Raw genomic sequence first — 25,813 nt, 5'->3', positions numbered from 1 at the left:
TGGATTTATGATTTAGCAGCCTCCAAAGATACCTATTTAAAGTGTGAACTTCTTAGCTTGTCACATTATAGGCATTTAATATACTAGTTCTCAACAAAGGTAACATATGCTAGCAAAATTTCTATCTAAAACTTTTAAAATGGCAGGTTATGAAAAAGAATGACCGTTAGCTATACTAATTCTTTAGATCACGAAGTGGGAGAGAAGGTAAGAAGTTTTAGGTTAGCAAAGGGATATACTCAAAAAGATTTAGCGGGAAAAATCGGTGTAACATATCAAATAGTACTACAGTATGAAAAAGGAATACGTAAAATTTCGATTGAGAAATTGTATGCTATAGCAGAAGTGTTATCGGTTGGCATCATAGATCTTATTCAATTTGCCTTAAAAACGAAGAAGAGGAAATATTCAATCTAGTAAGAAAATATAAAACGATTAATGATCAAGAGTTGCGCAAGGTGTTTTACTTGCTAACAAAATTTACCCGAGTTGGTGAGAAAAGTAGTAAAAAAGCAGAGAAAGTAAAAATTGCAAAGGGCCTGGTTAAAGCAGGGATTTCTGTTGATATTGTTTCACAGGCAATTGGCCTCTCTGCTGATGAATGTGTTGAAGAAAAAACAGGTTATATATACTACAAAATAGGAAAAAAGATAAAGGAGTGTAGGGCAGTACGGGAGTATACTAAAAAGGATTTAGCAGAGAAAATGAGTACAACACGTGACGAAATAAGCAATTATGAACAAGGAAGGGTTGCTGTTCCACTTGATAAATTATATGAGATAGCAAAGGCATTATCGATTAATATTATCGACCTACTTGAGCTAACAGAAGATGCAGATGATAAAGTGGTACCTGATTTAATAAAAGAATACAAAAAGATTGAAAGCCAAGAACTACGTAATGCACTAATGAAATCTCTGTTTAAAAGCATACAAATTTGCGAAGAGAAAGTGAAAAGAGCAGAAAAGATGAAAATTGCAAAGGATTTAGTAAAAGGAGGAATTTCTATCAATATTATTTTAAAAACAGTGGGCATCTCTTTAGACGAAATTCAACAAATTTAAAATAAAAAAATCAGTATCTATTAATATATTTACTTTTTGATAAAAAAATAAGTAAAAAAGATTGAAAAATTGATTTGACTTCACTCGAAAGCTATGGCTCTATGCCAATGCTGACAAAAAAAACAGCAGTAAATATATAAAAACATTTTGTTATTAGTGAAGGGTGATTTTTATGAATAATAAGAAAGATCGTAGAGAAGAAATAGAATTCAGAGCATTAGAAAGCAACGGTAAAGCACTACTTGATCGTGAAGTAATAGAAACGTTTCTAAGTGCAGTGCATGACAGGGAAGAAGCTCGAATTATTGCTAGAAAGCTAATAGATAGTTTTGGAATAGGAGGAGTTTTAGGCCAGGAAATAGATGACTTGAAAACTATAGAAGGGATAACTGACTCTACAGTAGCAGTAATTTTATGCCTAAAGGAAGCTTCAAAGAGAGTACCAAGAGAAGAGTTAAAGAAAGGACCTGTAATGGATAACTTGGAAACCATAGTAAAATATTTAAGGGTGAGTATTGGCTATTCAGAGGAGGAAAAGATGAAAATAATATATTTTGATCAAAAGTGCCGTTTAAAGGGGGAAGAAGTGTTTACTGGTACAGTAGATAAGGTACCTTTTTACATAAGAGAAGTAACAAGAAAGGCATTAATAAGAAAAGCGACGTCAATAATAATATCGCATAACCACCCAGAAGGAAGGTTAAAGCCATCTGATGAGGATGAAGCTGTAACTAAAGACTTGGCTAAAGCTTGTCAGACTATAGGGATTAGGTTACTGGATCATATTATCATCACAAGTGTTGGGTATTTTAGCTTTAAAGAGCAAGGACTGTTATAAAGGAGATGTTTGAAGATTTTCATGAGCTGTTTAACTACTTGAATGAAGAAAGTATTTGTAAATGCATTAATTATTGCTTATAATTAATGAAAAAGTATATATTAAGTTAATAATAAAGTAATAAAGTCGGTTGTAGACTTAGTAAAGTATATTTAATAGCGGAGGCTAATATGGTTAATAAAATAATTGTACCTTTTGATGATCAAGAAGGAGGTGTTTACGAATTAAATGTTGATCTTGATAGATTATCAAAGGGTGAAATATCAAATGCGATTATAGGAATTGGTCGTACTAAGGAGCAATCTACCTTTGTAGGCAAAATTAATAAGGCTAAAAAACCTGGAGAAGTGCCCTCCTCTAATAGAGACGTTCAAATCAACTATGGAAAAGGGCTTGATTATATATATGGTACAAAACCTTTAAACGATCAAGCAGAATATTTTAATCCATTTACTTCAGCTTTGAAAAAAATAAAGCCAAGTGCAAGCGAAAGTGAAAAGTTAAGCTGGTTTAAGAGTTCTGTAGTAGAGGCAAAAAGCGTAAATGAATTGCATAAAGCCATAGACCAAGTATTAGCATCTGGAGAAAGGCTAAATGCATGTAATGATGGGGAATGGAGCTTTGCTGAGTATGTAATATTGGGTACACATTTTCATAAATTTGATAAGGCTGATCGTAAAAAGCTAATACGTAAACTAATGCTAAACGGTGCAGAGTTTCATGATACTTTATTGGAGAATAAATTGATAGGTGAAATCTATAATGAGCTACAACCAGAAGTTCAGCCACAGATAGATGAGAGACTAGAAGAACTAGAGAAAGCTGGAGAAAGTGCTGTGCAAGAAGGAGAATTAATAGATGTTGAAATAGATAATACAACATCGTATATAGAATTTTCTGGGGATAGCAAGGTAGAGGTAGCCAAAATACTGAGAGAGTTAGGAAGTAATATTTTAAAAATTGGCAATGATGCAGTTGAGGTTAAAAGTGAGAAGTGAGGTATAAGAAACTATATCGATATGTCAGATGGAAGCTCTATTATATTAGAATTTCCTACAAGCATTGGTAAGCTAGATATTATATTGTACCACGATGTAAAAAAATATGATCAAGTACAAGTCAGAGTAGAAAATAAGGAAATGTGGTCTAAATTACAAGAAAGAGGCGAAGAAATAGGAAAAAAATTGTCTTTTTGCTGGAGTAAAACTTAAAGAAGCAGTAGAAAAGGGAAGTTTTATGAGATGTGGCATATGGAATAGCAAGCAGCTTATGAAGGAGGTTGATAGCCCAAGTGAAAAATTGTCTTCATGGGTAGATAAAGTACGTGAAAATAGTAAAGAAACTTTTAGGGGGCTTTAATTCATTTATTTTAAGGTTCCAGAGTCTACCATTATATCTGGAGCCTTTGAGCTATAGTAGAAAATATTATATGTATGGTTCTTTGTATGGAAAAAAGTCTAGACTGTGAGGTAGGGCAAAAAGTAAAAAAATTGGAGGTTAGAGAGAGGGTATACTCAGAAGGATTTAGCGGAGAAGGTTGGTGTAAAGTACTGGGCAATACTGCAATATGAAAAAGGGAGTCGTAAAATTCCAATTAAGAAATTATATGCTATAGCAGAAGCATTATCAGTAAATGTTAAAGGTCTAGTTTGTGGAGAGACGCTACCAAATGAAAAAAGATATTTTGAAGATGAAGAAATATTAAATTTAGTAAAGGGTTATAAAGATAAAGAATTAAGCGAGGTATTTTATTTATTAACCAAATTTATTCGTTTGAGTGAGGAAAGAAGCAGAAAAGCGGTAAAAATAGAAGTAGCAAGGGGTTTGATGAAAGTAGGAGTTTCTGCTCATGTTATCTCTCGAACAACTAACTTATCTATTGGTGAGTGTGAGGAGAACAAAATTCCCATTCCATACAAAGTAGGGCAAAGGATAAAAGAGTGGAGATTGATACGAGGATATACACAAAAAGATTTAGCGAATAAAGTTGGCATAACAAATCAAGGAATATACGAGTATGAACAAGGGAGAGCTGCTGTCTCACTTGAAATGTTAGATGAAATAGCAAAGGTATTATCAATCAGTATCATAGATCTACTTCCCGAATCAGATGAGGATAGTGAAGCGGAAGAAAAGCTATCAAAGTTGATAGAAGAATACAAAAAGATTGAGAGTCGGGAATTACGCGATATGCTAATCAAGTCTTTATTTGAAGGTATACATGTTTGTAGAGAAAAGGTCAGAGAGGAAAAGAAGATTGAAGTTGCAAGGAATTTAGTGAAAGAAGGAATTTCTGTTGATATTATCTTGCAAACGACAGGCTTATCAAATTATATGATTGAGGAATTTTTGTGATTTCATAAAAACTTAGCCAATAGTGGATTTTTTTGTGATAGAATATATGTTTGCTTCTGTAGGAAAAACAGCTTTTAGAGGATTTATCTATGATAATTCAGAGCATATTGAGCTACGAGCTGGGGAAAAAAAATAGAAGGTTGTAGGATAGTACAAGGGTATACTCAGGCAAAATTAGCAAGCAAAATTGGTTTAACATATAAGGAAATACATAACTTTGAACTAGGGTGCAAGGCTATTACAATCAAAGAATCGTATATAATAGCAGGAGCATTATCAGTTAATGTTATAGATCTACTTCCAGTACCAACAGTACTAAGAGAAAACAGTTGGTATGAAGATGAGGATAAAGAAATAGTCTATCTAACAAAAATACATAGAGAAATTAAGGATCAGGAATTACGCAAGAAGCTGTATCCATTAGTAAGGTTTGTATATATTAGCGAGAAAATCAGCCAAGAAGAAGCGAAAATAGAAGTAGCAAAGAATCTAGTGAAAGAAGGAGTTTTAGTTGATATTATTTCCCAAGTGACTCGCTTATCTACTTATGAATATGATGATATAGAGAAAGAAATTTGTACTGATTCTATACTCTACAAAGTGGGGAAAAGGATAAAAGAGCAGAGATTAATACGGGAATACACTCAGGAGGACTTGGCAAATAAAATCGGTTCAACACCTAAAGAAATACACGACTATGAACGAGGATATACAGACATTCCAATTGAAATATTATATAAGATAGCAAAGACATTATCAGTTAACATTAAAGCTCTTGGACTAACAGAATATGAAAATGAGCCAGTTTTTGGGTTTATAGGTAAATGCGAAAAAATTGAGGATCAAGAATTACTGGATACGGTAGCCAGATCTTTATCTGAAGGAATGCAAACTGGTAAAGAAAAGGTTAAAAAAGCAGAGAAAATCAAGATTGCAAAAGATCTAGTTAAGGAAGGTGTTGCTATTGATATTATTGTGCGAGCAAGTGGCCTAACTGCTGATGAGTTGGGTGAGTGTGAAAATTAAATGTGTTTAAGATATAAGTAAAGTTAGTTAATGATTTAACCAGTAGAATTTGCCAACCAACTTTTTTGGCTCAGTTGAATTTTGCTTGGTATAAATTAAGATATGAAATCGCAAAGTTTATCTATTAATTTCTGGTTGTCCTTTATCATTGCATTTGCCTCTTGCTGAAGAGATTTGATATTTTTGAGTGTAATATTGTCCATCTCAGTCGATGCTACTTTCAATTGCGATTGTATTCTTATGTATTTATCATCTATTACTTGTTCTAGTTGATAATCAACGCAATCCAATCCAGAGGCAAACATCACATTCAGTAGTGGCTTGATCCACCCTATTTTGCCAAATTTCCTTGAGTTAGCATACTTTATACTTCTATCTGTTCCACCAGTGCCTATTGATAGCAGTATAATCTCATCATTTGGAAATAACCTCTTACCACTTGCATATGCACAAGCCGCTGGATTATTGGCAAACACTCCACCATCTATCAATACTCTCTCTGTTTGGCTAATTTTTAGACGTTTTGGTGTGAAGTACGTTGGAGCAGCTGTTGTAGCTCTGAGTGCATCTTTCAACTTAATGTTTTTTTCTTTCCAACTTTTGAAGAAAAATTCACAACTATTGTGAATGTCATAACTGGTGAGTAGTAGATTACTCGCAACATCGGCCATAGTACTTTCACCAAAGTATTTGTTGAGAATAAATTCCATATTTCTATATGAGTACTGAGAACCACTCAGCCAAGAAGCAATTGATTTTCTCCAAAATGATGATTGAAAGATATATGCTCCATACTCTTGGTAAAGTTCAACCAAATCATTGGCAGAGTATTGAAGTTTATTGCTTTTACAAAGTCCAGCAACAATAATCCCACCGGTTGAGGTTCCTGCCATTAAATCAAAAATCTGGGAAATTGGCTTTTTTGTCCTAGATTCAATTTCTGCTAGAATAATGGCAGGTATTATCCCTCTAATGCCACCTCCATCTACAGATAAAATGTACTTTGTCACTGTAAAATTTATTTGTGTTTGTGAATAGCTTCAAGTTCGTTGACTTCTTCAGTGAGGTTTTTCACTCTCTCTTCAAGTCGATAGACTATTTCGATTAGTTCTTGTTTTTTTTCTATAAATTTATCATGGATGTGTACACGTAAGTCAAGTTTTGCCAACCACCATATGAATCCTACAGTCTGTAGAACTATTGTTATTATTACCGCTATTGGGATTTTTTGCTTTTTCATGTGAAAGTATTAATCTATTATGGATGGTTTTGGGAGTTTATATAGAGATCATAAAAAACTTACAGCTTTAGTGATTTCTTTATGTTATCGGTTCTCTGCTTCTGCAAGTAGCTTTATTATTTGATCGTAGGGCTTGTCTTTGTTTTGCCTTGATTCTATTACAGCTACATCTCGAGGTTTTTTTCCACTTCTATCTCTAACATTAGGATTTGCACCTCTTTCCAGTAAAAAACTCACTACTTCTAAGTGCCCTTCTAATGCAGCAAAATGTAATGCTGTCCATCTTTCATTTTCACCTAATGCACTAATGTCAGCTCCTTGGTATACTAAAAATTTAGTAACTTTCAAGCATCCTGAATCAGATGCATGATGTAATGCTGTTAATTTAGGAACTCGTGTGTTAACACTTAATAAATTTTCTACTGAAAACTTTACTACATCTAAGTTACAATTTTGAGAAGCAATGCGTAGTATCGTTTTATAATTACCTTCAGCTTTTGCCTTCATGTAGGAATAGGTAGGAATAATACATACTATTACTGTTATAAGCCACCAAAAATGCAGCTTGTTTTTTGTATCTTGACCCAATTTATCCATATTCAACATCTTTTTAATATTAAATAGATCATTTACTCATTTTTTATTAACATTACTTACTCAAAGATGCTGACAACATAGTAAGGTAACCTGAGCTATTTAAAGTATGCTCCGCTCTATTAACTATCCATTTACCATCTACCGCTTGATTAAAACCTATAAGATTAAGTTTAGCTTCTGCAAATAACTCTGGATTACCAGGCATAGTTATATCTAAAGTTTCATTGTTACGCTTCAATTGTTTCAACTTGGCATTTGCTGCACTTAATGCTGACTCTGCATTTGGATAGATTTCTAGCATAATATAACTTGGCTCGCCACTACCAACTGTTTCTTTAATAGTCTCACCCTTTTCATAGCTATGCCATTTTGCTATTACTGAATTATACTTATCACGTACAGTAAAATGCACTTTCCAATTAATTGTGTCTTGAGGTCTAATAGTCGTTGTTCCTAAAGCTTTTCCTGTGGCTGATTTTGCCATGTTTTTTGAAATAAATAATATGTACCCACCAGCTAATTTTGCCATTGCTTCACGCTCTGTTGCGATCTTTGTTAACAGACTTATATCACTTTCATCTACCTGATTAATATGGGGTATTAATACATTCTTAAATTCCTCAGCGACTTTGTATCCATATCCATGTTTTTGGGCTATTTCTTTTACTAAGTTTTCTATGGTAATTTGGCGCCATTCTTTTGATACTTTTGCCTTCAAAGATATTCTTAAATTTGTTGCATGAGCTTTGATTAGTAGAGTCTTAGGTGGGCCTTGTATCGTAACTTCGTTGACTGTATATACACCCATTGGAAAGATTCCCGTTTCCTTATAACCTAGTGCTATGTTCAATTCATTTGGAATTTCTACATTTTCATTGCCATGATCAATACATACCTCTGCAACATCATCTATAGTACCAGATTCGTCGGTAAGATGCACCGATATTACATGATCTTTTATTCCTTCAATGCTAAATTCAGGTTTCATTTATTCCCACACTTTTAACTTCGACTTTTTTAATTGCTCTTGTATTGTAGGTAACCTGATCTTTAATCCTGCAGGCAAAAAACTTCCATAATCTGCAAGTCCAGGGTTTTCCTCCAATACTATTTCTACTGCTCCAGAGCTATATCCATAGTGTTTAAAACATACGTAATCTAACATTTCGTTTTCTCGGGTTATATAATGTACTGTCATGCATAACGCCTTAAACTTAAGCTAAATTGAACCTTTTTTGCTAATCCACATGGAAAATACGACGTTTGCTTTTCTTCTAACCGCACAATAACAAATCTTCCCAAAACATTTCCTAAATTGTCTATTAAGATACTTAGTTCCTGATTTTTCTCAGCTTCTTTCATACTTTTTAATTGATTTAAATCATTGAGATTATGAAAATAAATTATTCCTTCTAAGTCTATATTTTCTGTACCTTGGCCAATATTTTGTAATGAAGGTATTTTACCAATACACTCAATAGTACTCCAACGATTTTCTTTACTGTACCTTACACTTGTTGGAGAAAGCTTATGTTGACCAAGTGATAGCATTAGTAAATTGGCTCTATTGAATCAAATAGAACGTCTCGCGATTTTTCTCTTATTCTTTTTATTACTGCATCAGCAAGACTACGTACATCTTGGTTAGGTTCTGCTTTAATACTTATATTAAATGTAAAAGTTTGATTGAAAATTTTTTGTTCACACTTTTCACAGTCTTTTAAAACTTTCTCTGAATTATCTGCTACAGAACCTTTTTCTGTAATCACGCTAGCACTTTCAATATTCGTTCTACTATTCGAAATTCCACTAAAAGCATTATTATTCAATAAAGGATTTTCTTTACTAAAAACATTGTTTTCACTGATTATCTTAGTTGTGCTGCCTATTTTTGCTTCTACTGAGTTCTCTAATGCTTTTATTGGATTATCATTAAACAATTTTCCTACACCAATCCAATTTTCTATAGGTTTTGCAATTGATTTCCAGATACTTGAGAAAAAGTCCTTCACCTTTTGCCAATTAGCGATTACAAGCGCTGCACCAACTGATAGTCCAGCAATAGCAGCTCCTATAGGATTGGTAGCCACAGCTAGCGTTAAAGCTTTCAGTCCCATGATTACTGCTGGAATTACTCGAGCTGATAACGAAGTTAATACTGGCAAAAGTGTTCCCTGCAAAATAGCGTTAAAAGTTAATATTCCACCCCCAGCTAATGCAAATGCATAACCAAAACCTACCACTGCAATCTTGCCAATAATAAGAGCTGAAATTATGCTCATAACTCCTGTAGTTAAAATTGGACACTTCTCTGCGAACCAAGCTATACCTGTAGATATAGACCTCAAAATCTTACTTATCCAATTTAAAGGCGGTAGCATAACTGACCCTAAGTTCATTCCTAGCTCTGCTGTTGTATTTTTAAGCAGCTGTAAATTATTTGCTGTAGTACTTGCACGGTTATTAAATTCCTTTTGCATAGATTTGTTATACTTTTCTTTATCAGTCACAAAATCTATTGCTTTTTTATATTCTTCCAAACTTCCAACTATTAATGCAATATCATCTTGATATTCTTGACCAAAGAGATTGAGAAGGATTTGTGAACGTTCCTGTCTATCTACTTTTTCTAGAGTTTCAAAAAAACAAAGTAGAGCGTTTTGCCCGTTTTCAGCAACCTTTTGTGACATTTCCTCTGCAGTGATACCTATCGATTCCAATGCTGCTTTGAACTCTTTTCCTTGCCCTTCAGCAGTTTGAAGTTTAGAAAGCAGAGCATTGACAGCAGTTGCTGCTTTTTCAGGTTGTTTACCTAAACTAATGAAGGCATTTACTAAACTACTTGTCTGATTAATATCTAAACCAAATTGTTTTGCATTACCACCCACTCTAGCAAGTGCTTCAATCATATCGTTTGCCTTAGCTGCAGTATTATCTGATAGGTGATTTATAACATCACCAACTCCTTCCATCTTCTCTACTGCAATTCCATAAATATTAGCGAGTTTAGCTATGGAATCACCAGCTTGTTCGGCAGACATATCAAATGCTGTGGCCATTTTAGCTACTGTTGTGGTAAATTCAAGCAGCTTACCTTTGTCGATGCCAAGCTGACCACCACTTGCAGCTATTTGTGCTAACTCTGAAGCTGATAATGGTATTTCACGGGATAATTTCTTCAATTTTTGAGCAAATTCTTCGGCTTCATTTGTTCCATCCTTGAAATTTACTACCTTTTTAACATCAGCCATAGCACTTTCAAAGTCAATCGCAACTTTAATTGGTGCTGCAAGTGAAAGACCTAGTCCTATAGTTTCCATTACTTGTGATCTATAATGCGCTTTTTTTGCCAAAGCATTTCGCTGTTTTTGTATTACAGATCCTAATTTACTGTATTTTCCTTTTAGTACTTCAATAGATGAACCAAGTTTAGTTTGATCTCTCACTAAAGATTTGACATCCTTTCCACTTTTCCTGATTTCTTCATTTAATGTGTGAAGTGCATCTCTCTTTTTGATATAAGCCTCTTTTGCTTTTGATGCTGATGCTTTCAATTTTTCGAATTCATTTCTCAGTGCTTTGCTTGGCTCTTTTTTTTCCTTCTTCTCTTTAGCAATTGCTGCAGCTGATTCTTTTGCTTTTTTCTCCGCTTCCTTCCAATTCTTCATTGCTTCAAGGGCATCATAATTTAGTTGCTTAAATTTGGAAACAGATTTCATTGACGAATCAAGCTGCCTTATACTATCACCCAGCTTAGAAAGCTTTGCTGCACTACCTGTTATTGCATTATTAAAACTTCCATCTAACGTCGCACCTATTTTTATTGAAAGCATTGACATTTTTTTGCTACTCCTTTACTTATTTCTACCCATGATAAAAATTCATTTACATCCATATTAGTAATCTGCTCAATTCCACTTCCTGAAATAGAACTGAGTAGTAATACATTATACTTTAAGTTCTCTGTTCCAGCGGTGACAAAAAATCTTTTAGCACCTTTTGTATTTCTACATAATCTTTAATACATAAATCCTCAACTGCTTCTTTTGGCACGGATGTTAGATTAGCAATTAAAGCTACTTCTTTCAAGGCTTCTCCTTCTATACGTTCTATAGCAAGTAAATCTCTTACTTTAGGTTCGCGCATCGATAACTCTGAGACAGAAATTCCATCAACTGTAATTGGGTTGTTTAGTGTTATAGTTTTCATAAAATTCTCCTAAAAAATAAAATATTTTTACACTTTTAAAGTTATTTTAATATGCTTCTCCTTAAAAAATAAAATTTCAAATAAGTTTTCATATTCCTAAAACCGTTTGCAGCAAGGCCATTTGATCAACGCCATTTATCTTTCTTATCATATTTTTAGCATCGATCTCTATCAGCTCATTGCCACCTATCGTAAGTTTATAATAATGAGCAGCTACAGTGCATTTTAGAGTGGCTTTTTCAGCAGGTTTCCAGCTACCAAAATCAAATTCTTTGAATATGCCTCTAAGGTTGATAATTACTCCTTCAACCTCATTGCTACCACTACCTTGCATTCCTCCACGGAGCGTTAAAGATACTTAGTTTCCATCTATCAAGCCAAAAAGTCTAAATAGTTCTGAATCATACTCAGCGAAAGTAAAGTCTGCTTCAAGTTTCTCCATGCCCATATCAATATTTATTGGAATATCCATACCACCAGCACGATACTCCTCTGTTTTTATGGTAAGTTTTGGTAGCGTAATTTCATCTATTTTTCCTGCATAACCACGACCATCAACAAATACGTTAAAATTTCTCAGTATTTTCGGTAACACTTTGCTTTCTCCTAACTTATTACACTATTATTTACGAGATGAGATTTGAATGTTATTTGCTCAGCCGGATATGGTGGTGTAAACTCAAAGTCAAAATATACTTTTCCGCTTGCGATGTTTGCTGGTGTGTTTAATTCTGAAGTTGCATAACATTTTCCGCTGATAATCGCTCCCTGAGCTTTCAAATTTGCAAGATAAGAATTCACCCCCTCAATTACATCATCTATGTAAGTTTTGGTAATATTGCGATCAACTGCCCATAGATGAGCTCGAAGTAAACTATCGTTAATTAAATCTGCAGTGCGCCTTACTGATAGAAAAGCCCATTTTGAGTCATTTGAACATGTTCTATTTCCCCAAAGCCTATAGCTGTTTTGATGAATTATCGTTGTTACTTCATTTTCATTTAAGTGGTTTGCTCTGCAATTTGCATAACCTAAGCTAAAATCAATAGGCCTGCTTGTTCCAACAATACCATTTATCTCTTTATTTGAAGGTGAGTGCCAAAATCCTTGTTCGCTATCTACTTTTGCTATTAAACCAGCTACAAATGGGCTTGCTGGCAAGGTTCCTTCTTTTCCTTCAGTAAACACCTTAACCCACGGATCAACAACATAAACTCTTGAGCTGCCTACACTTTTTCTCCATTTTATTGCTTCTTCATCATTAGTATTTGGTCCATCTGCAACAATAATTGCTCTTAATTTTTCTGCTATGGAAATTAAAGCACTCACTACTGAATTTACTCCATCTATTTCAGGTAACTGATGAGTAAACTGAGGTGCAATTAATATTCTTGGAGCAACATGAACTATACTTTCACTACTGAGGAATGCCTCTATCCCTTGATATTCTCCAGTCTCTTTATCAACTCCACCGATTATACTTTGAATAGTTTCACTTTCTTTGAGCTTTGGATCGCTGTTTTCACTTTCTTTAACTCGAATAACTACTACTGTTGCACCAATCTGGGAAAATATTCCATTTATTGCAGAAGGTAAACTGCCACTCTTTCCGAGCTTTGCTGCTTCCTTTAAGCTTCCTGCAACTAACACTGGTTTATTTAGCGGAAATTTTTGCTCATCTGCTTCAGGTGCAGTACCAATTACACCTATCACTGATGATTTAGCTGTACGTACTGTCTTTGCTCCTGAGGTTACCTCAATAACATTTACGCCATGTAAAAATTCTTCAGCCATTTCTTTGTATTTTTTCCTAAAATCATCTAGCAAAGTCTGTAGCTCATTTTCACTTTTGGCTTCTTCAATCTTTCTTTTGGCTAAATCTTCAAGCTCTTCACATTTAATTATTGCTTTTACTGCTTTTTTCACTTTTTTCTCAATTATTCTTGCCATTTCAATAACCGTAATACCACGGACTTTTGCTAAAGGTTCTATAATTTCTTTATCCTTTTCATCCTGGTCTGCTAGAATGCTTTTTGCGGCTTCCGCTTGAATCTCATAAGATTTAGATTTTTGGTGAGAATGACCTGCATATTGGTGAGTATGATTATCATAATAGAAACGCATACTATCAAATGCACAAAGCTTCGCATTATCCAGTAACTCCTTTTGTATATCTTCTTGATTCCGCTGAGCAATTTTGCCTCCTTCTGTTAAACAATAGCTTTTTTGCCAATCAAAATCTTCTGGCGCTTCATACCAATCATTTCCAGTTGGCTTACTTTCAAGCGTTGTTGTTTCTACTTGTTTGTTATGTTCAAATCTAATATAAATTGGCATTGGTTTTCTCCGTTTTTAATTCCAAATTTTATGAGTGGCATCTAATCCTGGGCATTGCCAAGCTCTTAGCGTTCTCTCTACGTCCACCTCAAGTCCTGTGGTGAGAAAATTGCTACGTATGTTATAAATTCCCCACTGAATAAATTGACCATAGGTGTACACATCACCTAAAAACGCACCTTCACTAACTTTTGTTCTGGAATATAGATAAGATGATGTATAAAGTAATGTTGCAACTGTTTTTCCTGCTGGAATCTCCACATTACCAGATCCGGCTAACTTGCTATCAGAACTCGTGTATTGGTAAACATTTTTCCATACTATTTTTGAAATACTTGATTTATTAGAATTAGTGTTATCAGGAGTTCCCACAAATAATCCTGCTCCCCCATACTCCGTACTCGAATACGATGATCCAACAAATTCCATTGTCTTATTTATGTTTACATTGGTTGTATTTTTTACAAATACTACTCCAAGTGCAGCATACGGGTAATAGTATATTTGATCATAACTACCAGAAAAACTGTTTGTGTATAACTCTCCGTAAATAAATGTTCCCTTGCTTCCCTCTATAAAACTTAGTTGTCTTGGCCGATAAAAACTAACGTAATCTGTATTGTACGTATGGCTACCTGCTAGTAGTTGTAACATATAGTCAGTTTTTGTTATATCACTACTCCACTTTCCAAGCTCTGTCGTAAAAGTTCCGTGGCCAAAATAATTATTTTTTCTGCCAAGTACACCAAATAAGAAAGGTAATGACCCTGGTTCAACCATGTTGCGATTTCTTATTTCATTTATAAGAGACACTTTTAACTGTTCATCCCGAGTTTTTACCTCATTAGAGATGTTTTCAATTCGAATTTCTATTTCTCCTATAATTGATGAGCCAGATGGTACATTATTAACAGCACGAAAATCTTCTACTAAACCTTTAAGACCATCTTTATGACTGTTACTAATGCTATTTATTGCTGCAATATTGGCATTCTTTCTCGTATCAAGTAGCGATATATGTGAATCTGATGATGCTTTTAAAGTGTTTAAGGAATTATCCCTAAGCTTGTTAATTTCATTGACAGAATCTGTTTTCGCTTCAGTTATTGCAGATATTGAATTTTCCTTATTGCTATTTATGTCACTTAAGTGCGTCCTTGCAGCGCTCAAGAGTTCTTTTAACTTACCATCAGTCATCTGTACAATTTCAGAAACTGCACTTTTGTCGACTATTGATTCCAATGCTTTAGCAAGATATGCCAGCTGATCTAGCGTACTATTTGCTGCTAAATCCTTAAGTCTCTTTTGTAGTGTATCAATTATTTCTTTTACTTTAGTCATTTGCGCAATATCAGAAATAGCTTTTTTACCTATCATCGATTCTAATGATTTAGCAAGGTACGCTAATTGATCAGGTGTGCTATTTGCTGCTAAATCTTTAATTCTTTGATGCAATGCATCTATGGCTTCGTTAGCAATGGTCATTCCAAAAATTCAAAAAAGTCTCAAAATTCAGTCGTTCAAATGCTTTTTTAAGCTTATTGTGCTCATTCTCTCTTTTAGCGATATCTTCATCTATTTTCTTAATTGTAGTACGGATACGAACAACATCTTGAACTGCAATATTTTCTGGATGAGGTAATGGATACTCTCTGCTTGTTTTATCATTTGGCATTTTTTTTATGTTATAATAATCCGCAAGTTTTTTACCTTTGGCCGATAAATAACCGTTCCACTTAAAACCAATTTTACCCTTGTTTCATTGCTATTAAAGTTTGTTAGTACATGAGTTCTCTCTACCCAATTTTCCCCAATAGGTTTTCCTGATGTTAAATTTACTAATTGCCATCCTTTGACGCTTTGTTCCACATATGCTTTAACATCTGCAGTGCCAGGTATTAGCGCATCATAGGTAATTGTTATCTTAGTGTTAGCTCCTGCTGTAATGCTCCTTGTAACATAATCTCCGGACTCTGAAAGATTACCCATAACTAGCTGTAACCCAGAATATAGCACTGGACTTTTTTCTCGCCCTCCTTTTAGGCTTGCTTTTACCGTTAATTCCCCATTTATTCTTTCACGCAGTGCAAGCGGCAAATTATCAGACAAAAAGTTTTCTCTTCCCTCTTCATCTGTTAATATAAATTCTACATTAGTATCAAATGCTACTTTTTCGACGTTCGTCAAAACAATTAAATCTGATACATTATTTGCAGTAACTTTACCCAGATCAATAATGTGAGAAACTTCGCTAAATTTTGCAGCTAGTAATCGAAACGTTAAATCTAAATTTTGATGTGGTGTCCAAGTACTTGCATTGCTTGATGATAGTAATACTCCTACTTGATATGGTTGACTTGTTACCCAACGGCTATTTACTGCATCATATTTGCCAAGTTCTGCTATTTTGACTGCAGTACCCGAATCATCAGTAAGCAGTACTATTGCATACTCCTCTCCTGCATGGCAAAACACTGGCGACCACTCTATACGTGTTGCTGTGCCATCTACTTTTATATCTTTCGGCTCAATATAACTTTCAGCAATGACAGTCTGCGAGGACATTCCCACTGCTGTTTCTCTAATCTGCACAACAACACGTTTTTTGCCGCTATTTGTGAACCATAAGTTTAGGCCTCCTATGTGTCTGCTTTCATTTAGTGTAAATGTCTGGGCTAAAGGATCAATTCTTCTTGCTGCAATAACTCTTCTTCTTTCTTCTATGGTAATTGTTTTTTTACCAGTATAAGTTGCTTCTCCATAACTGCCTTTATCACCGAAGAACTGCACTAACTTAGTCCCAGAAGGAATGTTTCTTGGTACAGTAAATCTTCCTTTTATTTTTCCTCTGTTATCAGCAATAAATGTTGCGATCATGTTTTTCTTTCAAATATTTTCTATGCTTTAGGTTGAATAAAAATTCCATCAAACTTTGTCTCTTTAAGCTTCTCACTTGGCTCAAAACCTTCGATCTCAAAATTCTGTATTGCTTCTCTCATAAATTCAGCTTCGTATGAAGTACTTGACAGCAGCTCTGTTGTTTCTTTAACATTAAATACTCTAGTTACTGGACTTTTTCAATTCGTGGTAACCTCCGTCCAGTGGTCTATATTTTTATTTAGAGTAATTTGTGCCGGAACTGGATCAAAAGCTTGATACGGATTAATTTTTTCTCCTTTAGTCTGTAAAAGCTGCTCCAATACTGGCTCAAGTTCATACGGTAAAAGATAAGGTTTTGTGCTCTTTTCAACATCAATAATTTCTACGTCTATTGGTAAAATTAGTTCCTTATTTACTATTGCTGCAGATTGCAAAATTCCTTGATCACGCATATCATCATCAAAAAACGAATCAACAAATACTCCTTTTTTGGTGGTAGGTTCTCTTGAATTTGCATCACTGCGTAGACGTTCCTGTGCAACAAGAGCATAAAGATCATTTATTCCTTTTTTCATTGCTTCAAGCTCATTCATCGGTACAGCATGAATAGCATTATTAACCACTTTCACTTTTTCGCCTTCTTTCCATGTCTGATGAATATAGCAGAGCAAAAGTTGTCCAGAGGGAGCTTTAGGCATCGATGGTCGCCAAGGGTGAGCTATGCCTTTTATCCTTCTTATTGCGCCTTTTGCATCTATAGTAATTAAATCAAAGCGTGGCATTTTCCAGGTGTAATCAATCAGAACCAAGCTGTTATCAACTGCGCCTTTTACTTTGCATCCCTGTTCACTTATATCTTCAGGGCTTACATGAGTACGACAGCGGTAAGTTATTTGATAACTGCTTCCAGGAGCTGGTTCTTTACCTGGTAATGACCAATCAACGTTTCCTGCGGTTAGTTTATAATCTACACTATTTTCATAAATAACATTACCTTGTTTAATTTGAATAATTTCAAGTACCGCAGAGTCAGGTATCGAATCAACAGCTCCTGAGTATGAACCATGAGTAACGGTAATGGTTTTCTGAACAGTTATATCTACTTTTTTAATTTCACTTATTGGAAAATCATTAACTTTAAGTTCCATTACTCTTTGGCTATTTGGCTGAAAAGTATGTGGTTCTGATTCAACTAATTTTATATCAGGATCTTCATCAAAGGAAACACGAATACTATGAGGTAACTCAATTTCATAACCATCAACATGAGCTTTTCCCTCATTAATCACGAATATTTCTCCACCTTTTTCGTCCCTTTGCAAAAACATTACTTCAAGGCCATTTACTACGTAGGAACCATTTGCTTCTTTGTCATAACGAGCAAGAGCTGTAGTTACTATATTTGCTTGTGGAGGTGGTGAATGTTCTATCAATACTCCATTTTCAATGTTATAGATTGGATAAAACTCCCCTTCAGAAAAACGTGGAGAAAGACCTTCTGCTTGATAACCCCAAATGGTGGAAACTTTAAGCCTTGCTGCCCCTACTTCTTGATAATTACGTGTACCAACAGCAGGATCACGAAGATTTTCATCCTCAAGTTCTGTAATCGTAGATTCTACATAATAAACACCTATGCGAACTGTGGTACTCAGTGGAATAACAAACTCTTCTTTTTTAACTTTTCTAACTGCACCGCGCAGATAGATTTTTCCTCCTTCAAGTGTAACTTTTTCCCCATCTATGATGCAATTGCTTCCTGTTATAACATCACCATCACGAAATATTGCATCGCCTATGCCTTTAAGCTTAGAGAGAGCATACTCCTGAGTCTCGTTTAATTCTGCAGATTGCAAACCTCTTCCAGCAAGAAACAAGCTTTTTTCGTATTCTTTGTCAGGATTAAAGCGATTATAATAGCTATTTAAGGTCATCTTTTTTCTCTTTTTCTAAAATGTCACTACAAACGAAAAAGTTTCCCGAGTTGCTGCAGTTCTGATAAGTGGTACGGTGTGTTCTAAAACTAATAAAATTCCAGGATTTTCCACGTCTTTTGGTTCAAAATATCTCTGTCCTTCAGGTAATTCTTCTTTTATTTTAGTACCAACCATAACCCCTAGTTCCCTTATTACTTGATTTGCTGCGTCCGTGAAATCGAAAGTAAATTTAAGGTACAAGTTATTAGTTGGTACATTTAAGGGCCTAAACCTTCCAGAAGGAGTTATAAGTTCGCCATTTTCATCACCTGTGCAGAATAGCACTTCATCTGCAGTACGTCTGCCAAGTTCATTCAAGAGCTTTATAGAATTTATAGGTTCAGGTGGTGTGCTTTCAGTATACTGTACAGTAACTTTATCACTTACTGGAATAGAGCTATTTTCCGTACGTTTTATTAGACCAGTACTACTATCAACTGTATAGTCAACACTTGGCTGATAAGTTGTTTGCCCTGTAAAAACCTTCACATCTTTAATAGGTTGATGATCAAATTTTATTTCACCCTTAACGAAAGTTTTTTCTACTTTGTGGCTACTTTCCCAATTTGCATCACCACTTCCCCAGGCAAGATGTAGAGACTGCTCTTTTATACTTGCTGCTATTGCTGCTCTTCCTGACTGTGTGAGTATTGACATGTTTGCCTCCCTTATTATATATATACCGGATTTCTCACAGATTTTTTCGGGAAAAATGAAAATTTTTTTTGAAGTACATTTTTATGCTTAAACATTCTTTTATCTTAAAAAACTAGAACTACTTTTTTCTTTCGAGAATACCGAGACAATGCTTTTTGACATATTGAAAATCAAAGCTCACAAACAGTTTCAAAAGATTCAGAATTTAACCATTTTATCGCTTCTTCTTTCAGCTTTACGTTTTTTCCTACTGCATCTTTCATAGCCCTCTCAATGACAGCAGTCCATAGCTTTTCTTCGTCGTACCTCAAAATGGGATCTAGTCAATCTCAGCATTCTCCGGGGTAATAACCGTAGCAATCTTGTTTTTTTCTCCATATCGATCAGCTTCAACACCGACTTTTGCAGTAAACTCTAATCCGTTAAAATCAGCTATAGAGTTGATTTTTCTAGCAATAACTGCTTTTTCTGAAGTGTCATTTGAATGAATGTTCCGTGCTGACTCTAAAATACTTCTAAGCATAGAACGTCCAGATTCTCCCCAAGTATCTTCTCCTTCAACGCTTGCTTTGCCACTTTTAATACCAATTACTTGAAAAATCTTGCGTTTTGCGTATGGACCTTCAGTAACAATAAATTCAGCGTTTAAATAGATGCTGCCGGTAGCATAGCTTTTAGTGAACCAATTTTCATAACCTCCAGGCTTTATTGCCATTTTTACCTTGACTATTGTACCTTTTGGTATTAAATTACCTTGTAATTTTGCAGTATTAAAATCAGTTAAAAAATCTGATAACATATTGTCCTCCTATAAATTAAGTAAAAAAAAGAATCAACTCCATTGGTCTACAAGTTTCCAACGACCATTTATCTTATCGACAAGCTTGCTTGCCACACGTTCACCATTTCGCAGCTCAAACACTATTTGACGGGTAGTGCTTTCTTCATCATGAGCAAACATCACCATGCCAGTGCTATAAAATCCACGTAAAGATCCAGCACCGCTTAGGCCTTGAAATGGATCTTCTTCCAGCATCTTTTTGGACAGTTTTTTTTGTGTGGTGAGTGAGTATTATGCCCGAATCTGTATTGATAACATTTCTCAGTCTTTCAAGCGTTTTTTGCAAAAAGAATAGCATAGCGCTGTTGTCATTTTCATTACCATATTCACTTGAGTTGAAGATGTTGCGAAGAGGATCGACGGCGATAATATCAGGTTTGAAACGCTCTTTGACAACATTTTTAATTTCATCTATTTCTTCACTGGTAAAAGATAATTGCACTCTTGGCGTGATAATTAAGTTATTGGCAGCTATATTCAGAAGTTCCTCATCAAGCTGAAGTTGTTGCAACCGTTCTTTCATGTAGTCATATTCGATTTCAGTTTGCAGATAGAAAATTTTCATAGGTTTGCTTGGAGTCATACCCAAAAATGAAACTCCAGCAGCCACGTGGACAAGCCATGAAATTAGAAAATCACTCTTGCCAATCTTAGGTGGGCCACCCAGTACCAATAGACCTCTTTTAGTTAGAATCCTTGGTGCGATTATATCTTCTGGTATTGGCGATTGATCATCCAAGTATTCTTTTACACTGAAAAAGGGAATTTTTTGACCGATATTGAAAAAGCTTTGTTCCATAATAATTTCTCCAATTTTTAATTAAACAGCAAAGTTTTGGCTTTAATTTTCGCAAGTAATTTACCTAAATGCGGTTCTTCAACCATATCAAGGCAGCCACTTCGATCTTTAGCAGGGTATCCCCAAGTATTAATAGTCTGACAGACGAATGAACGTTTCTCTGTTCCATCATCTTTCTTGATTCCAACCATGCTGATTACCTCATCAACTATCCCTGGAATCTCACTAGCAGTTTTAGCTCCTTCACATTGAAGTAGCCAAGTTGGACGATTGCAGTCATCGAGATATTGACCTAATGTGCCAACTATTATGATGTCTTTATCTCTGATATGTTGAAACTGATTGAGCCAAGCCATCATCTCTTGAGCAAGCAACCCATAAGCAGCTCTTTTATCTTCTCTTCCTGATCTATCTGAAAAAGCTTCAGGTTGCATCCTCGCCCATAATAGACATAAACGTGAAGCAACGGTTATACTATCCACAAAGATGCATCGGTATTTAGAAAACTCAGAGAAAAAATCTTTGTACTTACCAGATACATGTTCATAGTGCTTTTGACTATATGCTTGATCAGATTTTAGTGCAGGGTTTGGCCCACCGATAAGACAAGCAATATCTCTGGCCTCATTCCAAGTGCGAATACTGATTGAATCTCCTTGCCAATCTTGAACAGCAAGAAGTCCTGCTTCAAAATCAAGACAAAGTGTTGGTTCATTTATGGTCTTTAAGAGACTAGTTTTACCTATACCATAAGGACCAAAGATTACTATCTTTACACCTGTGACCATTTTTGTCCTTTCTTTGCTGTTTATTATTTTCATATTTTCCCCCTATAGTTAGAAATCTCGTTTTAGGTATGTTTTTAGGTGGGAAAACTCTTTGCGTAATTTGTTAATTGTGTCGTAGAGAGTTGATTTTGGTATACCAGTCCTTCTGGAAATTTCACAAATGCTGTGATCTTCTGCCAATAGTTTACATATTTTTCTTAACTCTCGAGGTAACTTTGCAATTGCCTCATTTACATCAATCCGTACCGCGGAGCTATATTCAAGACTTTCATCACTCTCTTCGTGTAAAGTTTCATCAACAAAATTAATGGTACGTTTTTTACATAGTTCTTTTTCTTTTAAATTAAGAGCACGGCATTTAACGTACTGTTTTATAAAATGCCCTTCAAGTTCATTAAGGCCAGGTAAACAGTCAAGTAAAAGATCTTGCTCAACATCTTCAATGTCTTTACAAGCAAAAGCTTTTCCTCTCTTCAGAAGTTTAGCATAGTGTCGTATGTGTTTAACAACTTTTGGGTTAATGCCAACATAGGAATTTTTAGAATGCATATTTTGTCCCTCTAGTTAAGAAATGATTGAAATATTAATGATTTAATTGTGATAAACCCAAGTATTTGGATTTTCTACAGGAATTACGCTGCCATAGTGTGGTGACTTGTAGTGTGTGGGTAGCAATCTGTGATAGACTGTAACCTTTTTGTTCTTCTCTGGATCAAATATTTTTTGCCCAAATTCCATACCTTCAACGCAAAGTACTCCGTATTTGTTTCTTGCAGCGTTTTTGCCTTCCTTGTTGAATTTAACGTAGCCTTTGGTAGCAAGGACATCGAGACGATCACGTATAGAATGTGTACTGCCAAGACCTTCTTTATTTTCAAATGCCTGACAAAACTGATTAATTGTATAAGCATGACCCTTACGTCCTTCTGCACATATTAAGTCCAAGATGATGTCATATCTACGAGAACGTTCGGCATCTAGTTTTTTACCATAATCTTTATTCACTAGCCTATGTGACTCTGGATCAATCTCATACCAATGGTCATTAACTTTATCAACGCATTTTGGTGAAATGGAATGACCGTTACGTAACTCAAATATCAATTGACGATTGCTGTTTTTCTCATCCGGCCTAAACATGACCATCCCAGTAGTATAAAATCCCCTCAGACTACTTGCGCCACTAAAGCTTTGAAATGGATCTTCTTCCAATAACTTCTTTGGCATTTTTTTTTGTATGATGCACTAAAATTACTCCAGCATCTGGATTGATTAGAGAACGCAGTTTTTCAACTCTCTCCTGGAGAAAGAAAATCATGGCATTATTATCATTTTCACTACCATGTTCATCAGCATCAAAAATGTTACGTAATGGATCAATGGCAATGACGTCAACTGTACTTGGATCAAAGATCTTTTCTGCTTCAGTGACAATGTCTTTAATGCCGTCTTCATTTAAAAGCAGCCTTGTTTGTGGTGTAATAGCTAAATTACAGGAAACTAATTTACGAACCTCTGGATCAAGTTTAAGTTGTTTCATGCGCTCACACATGTAGAAATAACCAACCTCTGTTTGAAGATAAAGAATTCGTAAAGGTTTAGTAGGTGACATGCTAAGAAATGATTTTCCTGCAGCCATATATGTAAGCCATGAGATGAGAAAATCGCTTTTACCAACCTTCGGAGCTCCACCAAATACTAAAAGACCACCTGGAGTTAAAACTCTTGGCTCAATAATATCACCTGGTCCAGAAGATTTCTCGTTTAAGTATTGATCTGCAAGAAAGAAGGTAACGTTTTTTCTACATGGTATGCGAACAGTTGTAGCTAAAAACTTTTCAACATCTATCCCTTCTTGAATACAATCAGCAGCATCCCAAGTTTTTGGTTTATCTTGAGGAATCTTAAGCGTGACAAGTGATGCAACACCAAGTTCTAAAAGTTTCTTTTTAGCGTTTTTGGCATATTTATTGCCTGCTTCATCATTGTCTGGCCAAATGATAATATGTTTACCTTTTAGTAAAGTCCAATCTGTTTTCTCAATAGGTGCATTTGCCCCAAACATCGTTGTTGTTGCCGTTATGCCTTTATTTATTAAACTTTCAGCACATTTTTCACCTTCAACGAAAACAATTTTGTCAGATTTAATTATACCTGGAATATTATATAAAGGTCTTGGGTTTGGTGCAGTACTACTTGAGTTTTTTACATCAAAACAGCTATATCGTTTTCTTCCTGCAGCATCATAATAACGATAAATTTTAGCTATTACTTGGTTGTTTTCATCGTGGTAATCCCAATGTATTTCTGATTGATTTAAGTATTCCAACTGATTTGGTTGAAATGTTGAACGGCCAAGCCATTTTTCTATATCTTCTATGGTATCAAGAAACTTCGTCTTGCCAGTAACATCCCGCCAGAGATCAAAGATGTCACCACCATCACTCGTAGCAAAATCAACCCATAATCCGGCTCTTTCTCCTCTTGTTTCTACTACTAAACTTTTCCCTTTATCTCCCCTAATATTACCAACATAGAACTTACCTTCGTGGAAAGTACCATTTGGTAATAAGTAGGATAAAGATGATTCTATTCTTGAGAGTAGTTCTGCTTTTACTTCTGCTGCTCTTTCAAATAAAGCTTGCTTGTCATGCATATTGTTTTCTCCTGTTAAAATAAGCTATGTTTGTTGACAAAATGTCTTTTTTTCTGTTACATAGCTCATGATGATGTTCTTAAAGGTTTGGTAATTTAAAATACAGTCATAAGTGGGTAGAGAGATGTCTCTGTACCTTTTACTATAGTAATACCGGATTTCTCACATGTTTTTCCGGGAGAGAGGAGAAATTTTTTTCAAGCGTAAGTTGACACTGTCCATATTTACCCCAAATATTTACAATTCAGAAGACCAGGCTGCTAGGTCTTACTATAGTAAGTTCAACAAAATTACAAAAACTGGTCACTTTTTAGAGAATTTTGCACAACTCCGTTCTCTTATCTTTCATATGCCCCTGTAGTATATATATACGTTCAATTTCAAATTCGTCCGAAAAACTACAAAAATATATAGGCAACACTAAAAAAGTTCTCTTCTGTAGAGGTAAATGGTGATATTGAAAATTTAACTCTGCTCTCAACTTACACTCCTCAAAAAAATTACAAAATTTAATTTCATTTTAACTTTAAACAAAAAAGCCGCCTATAAGTTGCATCTGCATTATGTTGCAAAATATACTACACTTTGCTTATGAGAATAACCAAATAAGCCATCCTTTTTTCTCCTCCATAACAGATATATACTAGAAATGCAGTCCGAAATATGATTTGCTCTAAAATTTTTTTCATTACGATTTTTCTATTAAACTTTAATAGAGCTTAACGTGTTTACAATATACCCAGGTGAGAGATTTTCCATCTATAAGAAGTAGCCACAAAATGCTGCATTAGTAAAACTATTAATAATAATTGTTTGTGAATTAAGTGCTTTAGATTCGGGATTACATAGATTTTTGGCAGTTTAAGCCATTTTAGATTGGAAAATGAAATCTCATTAAGCTGAGAAGTGGGCTACTGTAGAGGAGTTTAACATAATTTAAGGTTACAAGTCAAGCAAACTACTATAATATCATAAAAGGCTGCTCCTTGGCTGATTTTGAGTGTTTCTTAGTTTAGAGGAAAAACCTATTATTATAAATAATAAAAATAAGGTATATAATAATATCCTATTTATATTTTTCATTCTTATTTATTCTTTAACCCTTGTAGATAGCTCTCTAAAAAAAGATTTGAGACAGGAAACGTTAAATTCTTTTTAAAAAATTTTCTTTACAAGGCATGAAAATCGTGTTAAACTTACATGTAAGTTTCTTTCGTGATAGTAAGACTACTGAAAATACCTTTTAGTTGAGTTTAGAGTTGTTTTATAAGCGATCTTTAATCAGGTGCTACTGCTTTACTTAAAAATTGTAGCTAGCTTTAAAACGTAGGTTTTCTCCTTATAGTTATTAAATTTCTGTTTTGCTTATAATATAAATGTCCTAACAATTAAATTACAATATGTATTCCGTTCAAGATTTTAGCCAATTTGGGAGTATTCCAGAAAAAGAGGATATGATTTGTTTGATAGGGGTTCTTTGGATATAGGTGAAAGAATGTACCTAAAATTACAGAAATGGATCATTTTTTTCTATTGAGCTTTTTCTGCAT

At 34.7% G+C, this 25,813-nt stretch carries 18 protein-coding genes and 9 pseudogenes; 5 read left to right on the top strand and 22 right to left on the bottom strand.

Annotation, left to right across the window (positions count from 1 at the left end; genetic code table 11):
- The first annotated feature begins 159 nt into the window (after positions 1-159).
- The 5 genes and pseudogenes from wmk (OPR44_RS04650) (at position 160) to wmk (OPR44_RS08790) (ending at position 5,283) form a co-directional block, all read left to right on the top strand.
- Positions 160-1,064 (top strand): annotated as a pseudogene (wmk, locus tag OPR44_RS04650) (WO male-killing family protein Wmk).
- A gap of 172 nt (positions 1,065-1,236) precedes the next feature.
- Positions 1,237-1,902 (top strand): JAB domain-containing protein, encoded by a 666-nt coding sequence (locus OPR44_RS04645; RefSeq protein WP_264376224.1) that lies wholly within the window; start codon positions 1,237-1,239, stop codon positions 1,900-1,902.
- Between the two features lie 170 nt (positions 1,903-2,072).
- Positions 2,073-3,261 (top strand): annotated as a pseudogene (locus tag OPR44_RS04640) (hypothetical protein).
- Between the two features lie 86 nt (positions 3,262-3,347).
- Positions 3,348-4,257 (top strand): annotated as a pseudogene (gene wmk, locus OPR44_RS04635) (WO male-killing family protein Wmk).
- Between the two features lie 46 nt (positions 4,258-4,303).
- Positions 4,304-5,283 (top strand): annotated as a pseudogene (gene wmk, locus OPR44_RS08790) (WO male-killing family protein Wmk).
- Positions 5,284-5,378: 95 nt separating this feature from the next.
- On the opposite strand, the gene OPR44_RS04625 reads toward wmk (OPR44_RS08790), so the two are convergent.
- The 22 genes and pseudogenes from OPR44_RS04625 to OPR44_RS04520 form a co-directional block, all read right to left on the bottom strand.
- Positions 5,379-6,293, bottom strand: a complete 915-nt coding sequence (locus tag OPR44_RS04625; protein ID WP_264706846.1) for a patatin-like phospholipase family protein — start codon at positions 6,291-6,293, stop codon at positions 5,379-5,381.
- A gap of 8 nt (positions 6,294-6,301) precedes the next feature.
- Positions 6,302-6,523 carry a hypothetical protein gene (locus tag OPR44_RS04620; protein ID WP_265014539.1) on the bottom strand — a complete coding sequence of 74 codons (222 nt, stop codon included), beginning with the start codon at positions 6,521-6,523 and terminating at the stop codon, positions 6,302-6,304.
- Positions 6,524-6,607: 84 nt separating this feature from the next.
- A complete protein-coding gene (locus tag OPR44_RS04615; RefSeq protein ID WP_265015447.1) occupies positions 6,608-7,120 on the bottom strand; it encodes an ankyrin repeat domain-containing protein in 513 nt (170 codons plus the stop codon).
- Positions 7,121-7,172: 52 nt separating this feature from the next.
- On the bottom strand, positions 7,173-8,108 hold the full coding sequence (locus OPR44_RS04610; protein WP_265014538.1) for a phage late control D family protein: 936 nt from the start codon (positions 8,106-8,108) through the stop codon (positions 7,173-7,175).
- Positions 8,109-8,318, bottom strand: a complete 210-nt coding sequence (locus OPR44_RS04605) for a tail protein X (protein WP_262986439.1) — start codon at positions 8,316-8,318, stop codon at positions 8,109-8,111. It lies immediately after the preceding gene.
- Positions 8,315-8,671, bottom strand: coding sequence for a phage tail protein (locus OPR44_RS04600; RefSeq protein WP_265014537.1), 357 nt, complete (start codon positions 8,669-8,671; stop codon positions 8,315-8,317). Before OPR44_RS04600 ends, OPR44_RS04605 begins: the two co-directional genes overlap by 4 nt.
- A complete protein-coding gene (locus OPR44_RS04595; protein ID WP_265014536.1) occupies positions 8,671-10,959 on the bottom strand; it encodes a phage tail tape measure protein in 2,289 nt (762 codons plus the stop codon). Before OPR44_RS04595 ends, OPR44_RS04600 begins: the two co-directional genes overlap by 1 nt.
- A 115-nt stretch (positions 10,960-11,074) precedes the next feature.
- The gene (locus tag OPR44_RS04590) at positions 11,075-11,329 is read right to left on the bottom strand and encodes a phage tail assembly protein (RefSeq protein WP_019236447.1); all 255 of its coding nucleotides are present in this window, start codon (positions 11,327-11,329) and stop codon (positions 11,075-11,077) included.
- A gap of 88 nt (positions 11,330-11,417) precedes the next feature.
- Positions 11,418-11,924: pseudogene (locus OPR44_RS04585) on the bottom strand (phage major tail tube protein).
- Positions 11,925-11,935: 11 nt separating this feature from the next.
- Positions 11,936-13,123, bottom strand: coding sequence for a phage tail sheath subtilisin-like domain-containing protein (locus tag OPR44_RS04580; protein ID WP_265015446.1), 1,188 nt, complete (start codon positions 13,121-13,123; stop codon positions 11,936-11,938).
- A pseudogene (locus OPR44_RS04575) lies at positions 13,116-13,666 on the bottom strand (hypothetical protein). Before OPR44_RS04575 ends, OPR44_RS04580 begins: the two are co-directional and overlap by 8 nt.
- Before the next feature lie 15 nt (positions 13,667-13,681).
- Positions 13,682-15,151, bottom strand: coding sequence for a hypothetical protein (locus tag OPR44_RS04570; protein WP_265014535.1), 1,470 nt, complete (start codon positions 15,149-15,151; stop codon positions 13,682-13,684).
- A complete protein-coding gene (locus OPR44_RS04565) occupies positions 15,138-15,341 on the bottom strand; it encodes a hypothetical protein (protein ID WP_265014534.1) in 204 nt (67 codons plus the stop codon). The genes OPR44_RS04570 and OPR44_RS04565 overlap by 14 nt, the downstream gene beginning before the upstream one ends.
- A gap of 5 nt (positions 15,342-15,346) precedes the next feature.
- Positions 15,347-16,543 (bottom strand): hypothetical protein, encoded by a 1,197-nt coding sequence (locus tag OPR44_RS04560; RefSeq protein WP_265014533.1) that lies wholly within the window; start codon positions 16,541-16,543, stop codon positions 15,347-15,349.
- A gap of 20 nt (positions 16,544-16,563) precedes the next feature.
- Positions 16,564-18,480, bottom strand: a pseudogene (locus OPR44_RS04555) (DUF4815 domain-containing protein).
- Positions 18,481-18,495: 15 nt separating this feature from the next.
- Positions 18,496-19,179 carry a hypothetical protein gene (locus OPR44_RS04550; protein WP_265014532.1) on the bottom strand — a complete coding sequence of 228 codons (684 nt, stop codon included), beginning with the start codon at positions 19,177-19,179 and terminating at the stop codon, positions 18,496-18,498.
- A gap of 170 nt (positions 19,180-19,349) precedes the next feature.
- On the bottom strand, positions 19,350-19,490 hold the full coding sequence (locus OPR44_RS04545) for a hypothetical protein (protein ID WP_265014531.1): 141 nt from the start codon (positions 19,488-19,490) through the stop codon (positions 19,350-19,352).
- A gap of 8 nt (positions 19,491-19,498) precedes the next feature.
- Complete coding sequence (locus OPR44_RS04540) at positions 19,499-19,978, bottom strand: hypothetical protein (RefSeq protein WP_265014530.1); 480 nt, start codon at positions 19,976-19,978, stop codon at positions 19,499-19,501.
- A gap of 33 nt (positions 19,979-20,011) precedes the next feature.
- Positions 20,012-20,819, bottom strand: a pseudogene (locus OPR44_RS04535) (AAA family ATPase).
- A 17-nt stretch (positions 20,820-20,836) separates the two neighbouring features.
- Positions 20,837-21,640 carry an ATP-binding protein gene (locus tag OPR44_RS04530; RefSeq protein WP_265014528.1) on the bottom strand — a complete coding sequence of 268 codons (804 nt, stop codon included), beginning with the start codon at positions 21,638-21,640 and terminating at the stop codon, positions 20,837-20,839.
- Between the two features lie 15 nt (positions 21,641-21,655).
- Entirely contained in the window at positions 21,656-22,156 is a 501-nt protein-coding gene (locus OPR44_RS04525) for a sigma-70 RNA polymerase sigma factor region 4 domain-containing protein (protein WP_265014527.1), read from the bottom strand.
- A gap of 42 nt (positions 22,157-22,198) precedes the next feature.
- A pseudogene (locus tag OPR44_RS04520) lies at positions 22,199-24,263 on the bottom strand (AAA family ATPase).
- Positions 24,264-25,813: the final 1,550 nt, after the last annotated feature.

This window comes from Wolbachia endosymbiont (group B) of Camptogramma bilineatum (assembly GCF_947251825.1).
In the GTDB taxonomy this organism is placed as follows: Bacteria; Pseudomonadota; Alphaproteobacteria; order Rickettsiales; family Anaplasmataceae; genus Wolbachia.
Note: the sequence above shows the minus strand (reverse complement) of the source record. Positions and strands in the feature narration are given on the sequence as shown.